The sequence below is a fragment of the Rhizobium lentis genome (assembly GCF_014200175.1).
GTDB classification, from domain to species: Bacteria; Pseudomonadota; Alphaproteobacteria; order Rhizobiales; family Rhizobiaceae; genus Rhizobium; species Rhizobium mulingense.
The window spans coordinates 64,609-76,766 of record NZ_JACHBD010000003.1 but is presented as its reverse complement, the minus strand read 5'-3'; the positions used below and the strand labels follow the sequence as shown (position 1 = coordinate 76,766).

The following is a 12,158-nucleotide window of genomic DNA, read 5'->3' as shown; positions in this document are numbered from 1 at the left end:
TCCCTAAAGTGCATGGACAAGCTTTCCCGAGACGTATGTCGCGACCGCCCGCCCGCTGAAGCGCGCATCCTCGAACGGCGTGTTCTTAGAGCGGGAGAGAAGCATGTCTTTGGCGACAAGCCAAGGCTCATCGAGATCGATCAGCGTGATATCGGCGGCAGCACCCGGCTTCAGCGTGCCGGCATCCAGGCCGAAAATCTCAGCCGGGCGAGTGGACATGGCGTCGATCAGACGCATCAGGCTGACCTGGCCGCTATGGTGAAGCCTGAGGGCCGCCGCCAGCATGGTTTCAAGGCCGACTGCGCCGTCCGCCGCCTCGCCGAAGGGCAGGCGCTTCGTATCGACGTCCTGCGGGTCGTGCGAGGAGACGATGATGTCGATGGCGCCGCGCGCCAGCGCGTCGACCATGGCGACCCGGTCGTCCTCCGGGCGCAGCGGCGGATAGAGCTTGAAGAAGGTGCGGTATTCGCCGATGTCGTTCTCGTTGAGCGCCAGATTGTTGATCGAGATGCCCGAGGTCACCTTGGCGCCGCGGTTGCGGGCAAGCTCAATCGCCTCGACCGATTGCGGCACCGAGATCATCGCGGCGTGATAACGCCCCCGTGTCAGTTCTGCGATCCTGAGATCGCGTTCGAGCGGGATGAGCTCGGCTTCTCTCGGAATGCCGGAGAGCCCGAGCCAGCTGGCGAAAAGCCCTTCATGCATGACGCCGTTGGCGCCAAGATATTTGTCGCGCGTTTCACAGCAGACGACGGCGCCGAATTCACGTGCATAGGTCATGATCCGGCGCAGCACCTGCGTATCGTGAACGCTGGAATGGGCATCGGTGAAGGCGACGGCGCCCGCCTGCATTAACAGGCCGATCTCGGTCATCTCCTCGCCGGCAAGACCCTTGGTAATGGCAGCGGCCGGATAGACCTTGACGGCGGCGGTATCGCGGGCCGTCTTCTTGACGAATTCGACGAGTGCGATGTCGTCGATGACGGGATCGGTGTCCGGCATCATGATGATCGACGTGACGCCGCCGGCCGCCGCCGCCCGGCTTGCCGAGGCGATCGTCTCGCGGTGTTCGCCGCCGGGTTCGCCGATATGGACGCGCGCGTCGACGAGGCCGGGTGTGGCCACGAGACCGGCGCAGTCGCGCACGACGGCGCCGTCCGGCGCGCCCTGGTTCTGCGCAGCGCTGCCGGCGGCAATGATGACGCCGTTTTTCGCGATGATCGTGCCGACCTCGTCGAGATTGCGCGAGGGGTCGACGATGCGGACGTTCTTGAGGACGATCGGGTTGCTCATGCCTTCATTCCGTCGGTTCGGGGACCCTGGTTCTGCGAGACGAGCAGCGTCTCCATGACGGCCATGCGCACCGCGACCCCCATTTCCACCTGTTCGGCGATCACGCTCTGCGGTCCGTCTGCGACCTCGGAGGCGATCTCGACGCCGCGGTTCATCGGCCCCGGATGCATAACCAGCGCATCCTCCTTCGCCGCCTTCAGCGTTTCGGCGTCGAGCCCGTAGAAGTGATAATATTCGCGCACCGACGGCACGAAGGCGCCCGACATGCGCTCGCGCTGCAGCCGCAGCATCATCACCACGTCGGCATCCTTCAGCCCTTCCTGCATCGAGTGGAACACCTCGACGCCCATCTCGGCAATGCCGGAGGGCAGGAGCGTCGCAGGCGCAACGACGCGCACTCGCGCCCCCATCGCATTGAGCAGCAGGATATTGGAGCGCGCCACCCGCGAATGCAGCACGTCGCCGCAGATCGCCACAATGATGCGCGAGAGCTTGCCCTTGGCGCGGCGGATCGTCAGCGCGTCGAGCAGCGCCTGGGTCGGATGTTCGTGCTGGCCGTCGCCGGCATTGACGACCGAGCAGGAGACCTTCTGGGCGAGCAGGGCGGCCGCACCGGCGCTCGAATGGCGGATGACAAGAACGTCGGGGCGCATCGCATTCAGCGTCATCGCCGTGTCGATCAGCGTTTCGCCCTTCTTCACCGAGGAGTTGCCGACCGACATGTTCATGACGTCGGCGCCGAGCCGTTTGCCGGCAAGCTCGAAGGAGGCCTGCGTGCGGGTCGACGCCTCGAAGAAGAGGTTGATCTGCGTCAGCCCGCGCAGCGTCGACGTCTTCTTCTCTCGCTGGCGGCTGATCTTGACGGCTTCGTCGGCCTTGTCGAGAAGATAGGCGATATCCTGCTCGGTGAGGCCCTTGATGCCGATGAGGTGGCGGTGGGGGAAAAAGACCATGACCCTGCCTCTTGCTGTCTCTGGCGGGTCTATAAAGAGTGCTGTCCGCCGGGGCAAGCATGCGCTGTGGGCAAAGGCTTATGTCCCCATGCATTTTCGCCCGAATTCCGATAGAGCAGGATGAAGCGAATCATAACTTCCGGTTTCCCTTGCCGGGTTCTTGCACTAGAAGCGAACAATGACCTCCGCCAACCGGACTGACGACAAACTCGCAGAACTCAACCAGCCGAGCCTGTGGTCCGGCATCAATGCCTATCGATCCGATCCGTTGATCGTCGATCTGACGGCGGCGCTGCCGCGCGGCATCCGCGAGGACCTGGAAAACATGGGCCGCTACGTCACCTCGCCGGAGGCGCAGGAACTGGCGCGCATGGCCAATCAGGGCGTCCCGCAGCTGCGCACCCACGGCCCGCGCGGCGAGCGCCTCGACGTCGTCGAATTCCATCCGGCCTGGCACGCGCTGATGCGCCGCTCCATGTCGGTCGGCCTGCATTCCTCCGTCTGGGATCCGCAGGCCGATACCGACGCCAAGGACGAGGCCCACAAGGTTCGCGCCGCGCGCTTCTATCTGACGGCGCAGCTGGAATCCGGCCATCTCTGCCCGCTGACGATGACGAGCGCCTCCGTTGCCGCGCTCTCGGCCTCGCCCGCAGTGCAGAAGGACTGGGCGCCGAAGATCCTCTCGCGCAAATACGATTCGTCCAACCGCCCCGCCATGCAGAAGTCCGCGGTGACTATCGGCATGGGCATGACGGAAAAGCAGGGCGGCACCGATGTCCGGGCTAATCGAAGCGCCGCCGAAAAGGTCAGCGAAGGCATCTACCGGCTCTCCGGCCACAAATGGTTCATGTCCGCGCCGATGAGCGATGCTTTCATTATGCTGGCGCAGACCAAGGAGGGGATGGGCTGCTTCCTCGTGCCGCGCCTTCTTGAGGACGGTTCGGCCAACGGCCTGCAGTTCCAGCGGCTGAAGGACAAGGTCGGCAATCGCTCCAATGCCTCTTGCGAGGTGGAGTTCTCAGACACGTTCGGATTCCTGCTCGGCGCCTCCGATGCCGGCATCCGCACCATCCTTGACATGGTGACGCTGACCCGTCTTGATTGCGCACTGGCCTCGTCGGGGATCATGCGCGCTTCGCTCGCCGAGGCCGTGCACCACACGCGCGGCCGCAGCGTTTTCGGCAAGATGCTCGTCAATCAACCCATCATGACGCGCGTGCTTGCCGATATGGCGCTCGACGTTGCCGCCGCCACCGCGCTGTCCTTCCGTCTTGCCGATGCCTTCGACAAGGCGCGCGGCAATGCCGAGGAAGCGGCCTATGCCCGCGTCATGACGCCGGTCGCCAAATACTGGTGTTGCAAGATCGCGCCCGCCTTGATCTATGAAGCGATGGAATGCATCGGCGGGAATGGCTACATCGAGGAACGTCCGATCGCCCGGCACTATCGCGAGGCTCCCGTCAATGCGATCTGGGAAGGCTCCGGCAACGTCATGGCGCTCGACGTTCTGCGCGTGCTCAACCGCGGCAAGGACCTGTTCGAGACGGTCTTTGCCGGCTTGGCTCGCGATCTCGGTCCGGCTGGCAAGAAGACGATCGACGTGCTGCGTGCCGCCATCGCGCTCTGCGAACAGGATGAGGGCGCGGCGCGCCTGCTCGTCGAGCAGCTGGCGCTCGCCGCCGGTGCTGCCGAACTTTATCGGCTTGGGGCAGGGCGCATTGCCGATGCCTTCATCGAGACGCGGCTTGCCGGCGGCTGGCGCTCCACTTACGGCATGCTCGATTCCCGCTTCGACGCCAGCTACATCGTCGATCTTCTCTATCCGCCGGCGGCTTGATCGCGCGGCGGAGGTGGTTCTATCGGGGGCCCTCGTCCGCCTGCCGGCACCTTCTCCCCACTTGCGGGGCGAAGGGGACAAGCCGTAAGCTCTCCGTCCCCCATCGACCTCTCATGGGGCGGCACGTCCCCTCTCCCCGTGAGAACAGGGAGAGGGTTAGGGTGAGGGGCAGCCGTCGACGCATCGCTGTCGCTCGGCTCGAGTGGGGAGGGCGACCACCTGGGACGATCGCTACCTGTCGTCGGCTGGTCGCAACCAATCTCGTCCAGGTCGCTCCCAGCCCATTCCAGCGAGATCTGCGAGCCCTGTGGGTTCAACTTTGCTAGTGAGGCACCGCTTTAAACAAAATCCGGCCGCGTCGCCGCGGCCGGATTTTCTCATTTACGTCCAAAAATCAGCGTTCAGAAGAAGCCACGGCGCTGCCACCAGCCGGCTTTCTTCGGCTTGCCATCGTCGCTTTCGCTATTTTCGCTGCGGTTGGATTTCACCGTCGGCTCGGAGGAGGCGATGTTGGATTCGCGGTTGGCGCGAACCGGCTTTGCCTCTTCCTGGGCGGGCGTTTGAAGGTCGGCGGAGGCTTCGGCCACCTCCAGCTCGGCTTCGGCGGGTGCTGCTTCTGATTCTGCTTCCACTACCGGTTCCTCGACCGGCGATGCGGCGGGCTTGCGACGGCCGCGGCCACGGGCGGGCTTCACTTCCTCGGTGACGACGGCCGCACCCTCGACGGCGGCCGCTGCGGCCTGGTCTTCGCCGGGCTGTTCGGCAGCCGTCTCGACGATTGCAGCTTCGGCAGGAGCGACGTCATTCGAGACATCGTCGCCTTCGTCCTCATCGCCGCCGCTGCCGTCGCCGGCATCACCGGCCGCCAATTCGGAACCGTCTTCGGCGCGGTTGCGGCGACCGCCACGCTTGCCGCGACGACGGCGCTTGCGGCGCTGCGAGTCGTCGCTCTCGGCACGGGCCTCGGGCGCAACTGCGGTTGTTTCATCGCCTTCGGCGCCTTCGTCGTCGCCGTCCTCGTCCTCATCGCCGGCTTCGCCCGTGGCCGATACGGGCTGTTCGGCATTGCCGTTGCGGCCGCGGCGGCGCCTGCGGCGCTTGCGCTTGCGGTTGCCGTCTCCGTCACCTTCCGAGCGCGCCGCGGCGGCGCGTTCGGCCGCTGCCGGCTTTTCCTCAAGTTCCTCGTCTTCGTCCTCATCCGCCTCGATGACGATGTCGTCGTCGTCATCCTCGGGAATGGCTGCGAAGTTGAACAGCGTTTCGATCTTGACCGGATTTTCGACGGCCTCGCCGCGATCGATGGCGAAATGCTGCGCGCCGACCGAGCCGTCCGCATCGATGACGATCGCCACGCCGAAGCGGCTCTCGTAATCGACGATCGTCTGGCGCTTGTGGTTGAGCAGGTAGAGCGCGATGTCGGGGGTGGTCCGCACGGTAATGTTATGCGTCGTATTCTTGAGCAGATATTCCTCGATGCCGCGCAGAACATGGAGCGCGACGGAGGACTGCGAACGGACGTGGCCGGTGCCGGCGCAATGCGAGCAGACCTGGGTGGTCGATTCGAGCACCGAAGCGCGGATGCGCTGGCGCGACATTTCGAGCAGGCCGAAATGCGAGATCCGGCCGACCTGAATGCGTGCGCGGTCGTTCTTCAGGCATTCCTTCAGCTTCTTCTCGACGGCGCGGTTGTTGCGCTTTTCTTCCATGTCGATGAAGTCGATGACGATCAGGCCGGCGAGGTCGCGCAGGCGAAGCTGACGGGCGATTTCTTCCGCCGCTTCGAGGTTCGTCTGCAGCGCGGTGTCCTCGATCGAGTGTTCGCGCGTCGAGCGGCCGGAGTTGACGTCGATCGAAACCAGCGCTTCCGTCTGGTTCATGATCAGATAGCCGCCAGAGCGCAGCGTCACCTGCGGCTGCAGCATGCGGTCGAGCTGGGCTTCGATGCCCGAACGCGAGAAGATCGGGTGGATGTCGCGATAGGGCTGGACCACCTTGGCATGGCTCGGCATCAGCATCTTCATGAAGTCTTTGGCTTCACGATAGCCATCTTCGCCGGCAACGATGATCTCGCTGATATCCTTGTTGTAGAGGTCGCGGATCGAACGCTTGATCAGCGAGCCTTCCTCGTAGACGAGGCAGGGCGCGGTGGAGGCGAGCGTCAGCGTGCGCACGTTCTCCCACAGGCGCATCAGATATTCGAAGTCGCGCTTGACCTCGACCTTGGTGCGGTTGGCGCCGGCCGTGCGCAGGATGACGCCCATGCCCTGCGGCACTTCGAGCATGCGCGCGATTTCCTTCAGGCGCTTGCGGTCGGCCGGATTGGTGATCTTGCGGGAAATGCCGCCGCCGCGCGCCGTATTCGGCATCAGCACGGAATAGCGGCCGGCGAGCGAGAGATAGGTGGTCAGCGCCGCGCCCTTGTTGCCGCGCTCTTCCTTGGCGACCTGCACCAGCAGGATCTGCCGGCGCTTGATGACTTCCTGGATGCGGTACTGCTTGCGCGGCTTGCGCTGCACGCGGTCCGGCACTTCTTCCATCGCGTCTTCGGCGCCAACGGATTCGATGACTTCCTCTTCGCCGTGATCGTCATCGTCATCGTCGTCATCGTGACGACGCTTGCTGGTGTCAACGTCTTCGGAGATCGAGTCGGTTTCCACCATCGCGGCCATTGCGCCGCCGGTCGAGCCGTCATCGTCGTTGTCGACGCTCGCAGCACCTTCGGCTTCGACGTCCGTGGGAACGGCGTCTTCGGTCGCGGTCGTTTCGGCAGCCGCTTCGGTGACCTTCTTGCGGCTGCGGCGCGGCCGTGCCTTCTTGGCCGGCGCTTCCTCGGCGGCTTCTGCCGCTACGGCTACATCTTCTGCCGTTGCCTCTTCCGTTACGGCAGCCGGTTCCGGCGCCTCTGCCGGCACGATGCCGACATCCGGCTGGTCCTGAGTCGAAAGGTCGACCATCGGCGCGGTTTCGACATGCTCGACGTCTTCGTCGCGGCGATGCTCCTCGGCCTCGGCGCGAAGCAGCGCCTGACGGTCGGCGAGCGGTATCTGGTAATAATCGGGGTGGATTTCGGCGAAGGCGAGGAAGCCGTGCCGGTTGCCGCCGTAATCGACGAAGGCGGCCTGCAGCGAGGGCTCGACCCTCGTTACCTTTGCGAGATAGATATTGCCGCGGATCTGCTTCTTGTGCTGCGACTCGAAGTCAAATTCTTCTATGCGGTTTCCGCGAACGACAACGACGCGCGTCTCTTCCTCGTGAGACGCATCGATAAGCATTTTGTCTGCCATGTAAGCTGTGCTCCTCGGCGTGGCCGCGAGAGCGCATTCCCGACTGCTGTAGAAACAGAAAGAATGCGGTCCAAAGTGGCCGCGCCGGATAATGAAAGTCGCACCTGGCGCGAAGAGGAGAGCAGCAGCCAGACCGCAGCCGGAACCGTTTCGGTCCGGGGCCTGTACACTTCAGATAAAACCTGCTGCGAAACCATCAACAACCAAGCGTGATCGACAAATATGAAGACCCTTTTCGGGTCCGATGAGGTTGCTCCCTGAGAGCGTGGTGGCTGATCCACCAATGAAGTTCCGACCAGAAGCCGGAAAATCAGGATCCAGTTCTCGGGTTGAAGCCCATGAGACGGCGGACGATGACCGATGTGGCGCCAGGTCCAGATCTGGCTGGCAGCCCTTGCGGCGACTCTATCCCGTCAACACTTCTACCCTAAAATGCGTTGTATGTTTTCTCTGTCACAATAGCAAGGGAAAAGCCAAATGTGCCATAATATTGATGGATTTCGGAACACATAGAAGCTGGGGGCCAGCGATTGCGATTCGGCAGGCGACAAAGGCGTTTCGCTCTCGGGCGTCCGCCCGGCCATGTCGAGCCCATCGCGCTATAAATAGGATGTGGCGGTTTATTGTTTAAGAGGGCTCGGATCGCGGCGCAGTCCGCAACGCGGCGATCGACAGTGGTAAGGCGGCTGATGACGGCGGTGCTTGTCGCCGGTTGTATTCTGCCTGATGTGGCGAGTTCGGTCGAGACGAGGGATCCGCTGCTCGCCTATGGCGCGCGCATCATCGGCGACGACGCCAGAACACGTATTGTGATCGATTTCGACCGCGAACCGCGGTTCTCCGTTCACTATATCGCCAATCCTGAGCGCATCGTCATCGACCTGCCGGCGACCGCCTTCGGCTTTCCGGGCAAGGATCTGGCCGCCCGCGGCCTCTTCAGGGACATCCGCTACGGCAAGATGGACGAGGAGAGCGCCCGCATCGTGCTGACAGCGGCACAGCCGGCGAAGCTTTCCCTCGCCAAGGTGCAAGCCGACGAGGCCGGCAAGGGCCATCGGCTGGTGCTCGAGGCCGAGATGATCGACAAGCAGGCCTTTGCCGAACTGATCAAGACGCAATCATGGAGCGACCGGCCCTGGAACGCTCGGGAAGCCGCGACCCAGACGACGAGCGCCATCCCCGCGCCTGCGAAAACCGCCCCCGGGGATTTCGTCATCGCTGTGGACGCCGGCCATGGCGGCATTGATACCGGCGCGATCGGCGTCGATACCAAGACCGAGGAAAAGCAGGTGACGCTCGCCTTCGCCAAGGCTCTGGCCGACCGGCTGAACAAGGAACCGGGCATCAAAGCCTTCCTGACGCGCAATGACGATGAGTTCCTGTCGCTTTCCCAGCGCGTGCTGATTGCCCGCCAGAACCATGCCGGCCTGTTTATCTCGCTGCATGCCGACACGCTGAAGCAGAAGGATATCCGCGGCGCGACCGTCTATACGATCTCGGACAAGGCCTCCGACAAGCTCGCCGCCGACCTTGCCGAACGCGAGAACCTTTCTGACCAGATCGCCGGCAAGGAGACGGTCGCCGAGCCTCCCGAGGTCGCCGACATCCTGCTCGACCTGACGCGGCGCGAGACGCAGGCCTTCTCGATCTCGTTGGCCGAGAGCGTGCTGAATTCCTTCAAGGATCAGGTCGGTACCATTAACAATCCGCACCGCCACGCCGGCTTCCGCGTGCTGCAGGCCCCCGACGTGCCGTCGATCCTGCTCGAGCTTGGATTTCTCTCGAATGCCGAGGATGAGAAACTGCTGCTCGATGAGAGCTGGCGCGGCAAGATGGCCGATCTGCTGACCGACGCCGTCAAGCGGTATCGCAGCGGCGTGGTTGCGAATGGCGGTTGAGCGTGCAGAAGTGTTACGGTGTCGCTTGCATCTCTGAAGAGGCGCGCGGCCCGGGGCGCAGGCCGGTTGATTAAGGTCGATACCTATAAAAACAAAAAGTTGAGTGTCCGGCTTGAATCAATTTCGCAGCCGCGCGCTGCGGATCGGCGGCGGGTAGGGGCGTTGCTTGGATGTGACAGTTCCGATGAAACGCGGCCGCAGCGATGAATGCGGCGGGCAGGGCCCTATTTTGCTCACATTCACGCCGTTACTCCGGCCTATGTTTCACAGCCTGAAGCGCGGAATCGGCTTGTAGCGGTAGCGCTCATGGAGTAAGCCGCGCGCAACGTGCAAATTGCCTTGATCTGTGCAATCGTTGCGTCTGTGCCGATTGAAGATCGAAGAGACCGGTAGCTGAAAATATGGTTAGACTTCTTGGATATTTCTTCGGAATGGCCTGCGTCCTGTTTCTGGTCGCGGCGGCGGGTGTTGCCATCTATCTCGCCAATGTCGCGAAGGACCTCCCGGACTATGCCGTTCTGAACAGCTACGCGCCGCCGGTGACGACGCGCGTGCATGCCGGCAACGGCGCTCTTATGGCTGAATATGCCAAGGAAAAGCGTCTCTTCCTGCCGATCCAGGCCATCCCCGACCGCGTCAAGGCTGCTTTTCTGTCGGCTGAAGACAAGAATTTCTACAACCATCCGGGAGTCGACCTGACCGGCCTCGGCCGGGCGATCCTCGTCAATCTGCAGAATTTCGGTTCCGGCCGCCGCCCGGTCGGCGCGTCCACGATAACCCAGCAGGTGGCCAAGAACTTTCTTTTGAGCTCGGACCAGACGATCGACCGCAAGATCAAGGAAGCAATTCTCTCCTTCCGCATCGAGCAGGCCTACAGCAAGGACAAGATTCTCGAGCTCTACCTTAACGAGATTTTTTTCGGCCTGAATTCCTATGGTATCGCCGGCGCGGCACTCACCTATTTCAACAAATCCGTTACCGAACTGACAGTTGCCGAAGCCGCCTATCTGGCATCGCTGCCGAAAGGTCCGGCCAACTATCATCCTTTCCGCCATCCCGAAGCTGCCCTCGAGCGCCGCAACTGGGTGATCGACCGCATGGTCGAGAACGGCTATGTCAGCCAGAGCGACGGCGCGGACGCCAAGAAGCAGCCGCTCGGCGTTACCGCCCGCAGCACTGGTCCCTCTCTCTTCGCGTCCGATTATTTTGCCGAAGCCGTGCGCCGTCAGTTGATCGATCAATATGGCGAGAAGGTCCTCTACGAGGGCGGCCTTTCGGTGCGCACCTCGCTCGATCCGCAGATGCAGCTTGCTGCCCGCAAGGCCCTGCAGGATGGCCTCGTGACCTATGACGAGCGCCGCGGGTTCCATGGGCCCATCAAACAGATCGATGCAAGCGGTGACTGGGGCAAGGCGCTTGCCGATGTTCCCGCTCTGTCCGACGTGCCGGAATGGCGCCTCGCCGTCGTGCTCGCCGTATCGGATAGCAATGTCGACATCGGCCTGCAGCCGCCCAAGGACGGCAGCGGCAAGGTCGCGGCTGACCGGCAGCGCGGCACGATAGACGCCAAGAACATGCAATGGGCCTACCGTTCGGCGGACGGCTCCCGCAAGACCGCAAAAACGCCGGCCGGCGTCTTGAACCCGGGCGACGTCGTCTATGTCGAGAAGCTCGGTGACGAGGCGTCGACCTCCTATCGCCTGCGCCAGCCGCCGAAGGTGCAGGGTGGCCTGGTCGCCATGGATCCGAAGACCGGCCGCGTGCTCGCCATGGTCGGCGGATTCTCGTATGCCCAGTCCGAATTCAACCGCGCCACCCAGGCGATGCGTCAGCCGGGCTCCTCCTTCAAACCCTTCGTCTATGCGGCGGCGATGGACAATGGTTATACGCCGGCATCCGTCATCATGGACGCGCCGATCGAAATCGTCTCGGGCGGCCAGGTCTGGAGGCCGGAAAACTACGGCGGCGAATCCGGCGGTCCGTCGACGCTGCGTTCGGGCATCGAGCATTCGCGCAACCTGATGACGGTGCGCCTCGCCAACGATCTCGGCATGAACATCGTCGCCGAATATGCCGAGCGCTTCGGCATCTACGATCACATGCTGCCGGTTCTCTCCATGTCGCTCGGCGCCGGCGACACGACGGTGCTGCGCATGGTCTCGGCCTATTCGGTCATCGCCAATGGCGGCAAGCAGATCAAGCCGACATTGATTGATCGAATCCAGGACCGCTACGGCAAGACGATCTTCAAGCATGAGGAGCGTCTGTGCGAGGGCTGCAATGCCGGCGACTGGCAGAACCAGGAAGAGCCGAATGTCGTCGACAACCGCGAAACCGTTCTCGACCCGATGACTGCCTATCAGATCACCTCGATGATGCAGGGCGTCATTCAGCGCGGCACCGCCGCCGGCAAGATCGATCTGGGCGGCCGCGACGTCGCCGGCAAGACCGGCACCACCAACGACGAGAAAGATGCCTGGTTCGTCGGCTTCACGCCGGATCTGGTCGCCGGCCTATATATGGGCTTCGATACGCCGGGCCCGCTCGGCCGCGGCGGCACCGGCGGCGGTCTCTCCGCGCCGATCTTCAACGAATTCATGCAGGCCGCCGTCAAGGACACGCCGGAATCGAAGTTCGTCATTCCGCCGGGCATGAACCTGATCCCGATCGACCGCAAGACCGGTATGGCCGCCGTTGACGGCGATCCGAACACCATCATCGAGGCCTTCAAGCCTGGCACCGGCCCGGCCGACAGCTTCTCCGTCATCGGCATGGACAGCACCATGGCGCCGGAGGAGATCCTGAAGACCTCGCCGCAGGCTAACCAGGCCGTCCAGACCGGCACACCCGGCCTGTTCTGACCGTCGTCGTAATCTTTGAACGCCTGCCGCGG

General features: G+C 63.2%; 6 protein-coding genes. 3 read left to right on the top strand and 3 right to left on the bottom strand.

Annotated features, from left to right (window positions below; genetic code table 11):
• Positions 1 to 3: 3 nt before the first annotated feature.
• Together GGI60_RS08525 and GGI60_RS08520 are read right to left on the bottom strand one after the other, a co-directional pair.
• The gene (locus GGI60_RS08525) at positions 4 to 1,293 is read right to left on the bottom strand and encodes a dihydroorotase (protein ID WP_183914788.1); all 1,290 of its coding nucleotides are present in this window, start codon (positions 1,291 to 1,293) and stop codon (positions 4 to 6) included.
• The gene (locus tag GGI60_RS08520; RefSeq protein ID WP_183914786.1) at positions 1,290 to 2,246 is read right to left on the bottom strand and encodes an aspartate carbamoyltransferase catalytic subunit; all 957 of its coding nucleotides are present in this window, start codon (positions 2,244 to 2,246) and stop codon (positions 1,290 to 1,292) included. Before GGI60_RS08520 ends, GGI60_RS08525 begins: the two co-directional genes overlap by 4 nt.
• A 178-nt stretch (positions 2,247 to 2,424) precedes the next feature.
• Here GGI60_RS08520 and GGI60_RS08515 point away from each other — a divergent pair, with 178 nt between their 5' ends.
• The gene (locus tag GGI60_RS08515) at positions 2,425 to 4,083 is read left to right on the top strand and encodes an acyl-CoA dehydrogenase family protein (RefSeq protein WP_183914784.1); all 1,659 of its coding nucleotides are present in this window, start codon (positions 2,425 to 2,427) and stop codon (positions 4,081 to 4,083) included.
• Between the two features lie 401 nt (positions 4,084 to 4,484).
• Here GGI60_RS08515 and GGI60_RS08510 read toward each other — a convergent pair whose 3' ends face one another.
• Positions 4,485 to 7,367: a ribonuclease E/G gene (locus GGI60_RS08510; protein WP_183934454.1), complete on the bottom strand. Its 2,883-nt coding sequence runs from the start codon at positions 7,365 to 7,367 to the stop codon at positions 4,485 to 4,487.
• A 623-nt stretch (positions 7,368 to 7,990) separates the two neighbouring features.
• On the opposite strand from GGI60_RS08510, the gene GGI60_RS08505 reads away from it, so the two are divergent.
• Positions 7,991 to 9,265 (top strand): N-acetylmuramoyl-L-alanine amidase, encoded by a 1,275-nt coding sequence (locus tag GGI60_RS08505; protein WP_183914780.1) that lies wholly within the window; start codon positions 7,991 to 7,993, stop codon positions 9,263 to 9,265.
• A gap of 401 nt (positions 9,266 to 9,666) precedes the next feature.
• Positions 9,667 to 12,126 (top strand): penicillin-binding protein 1A, encoded by a 2,460-nt coding sequence (locus GGI60_RS08500; protein ID WP_183914778.1) that lies wholly within the window; start codon positions 9,667 to 9,669, stop codon positions 12,124 to 12,126.
• Positions 12,127 to 12,158: the final 32 nt, after the last annotated feature.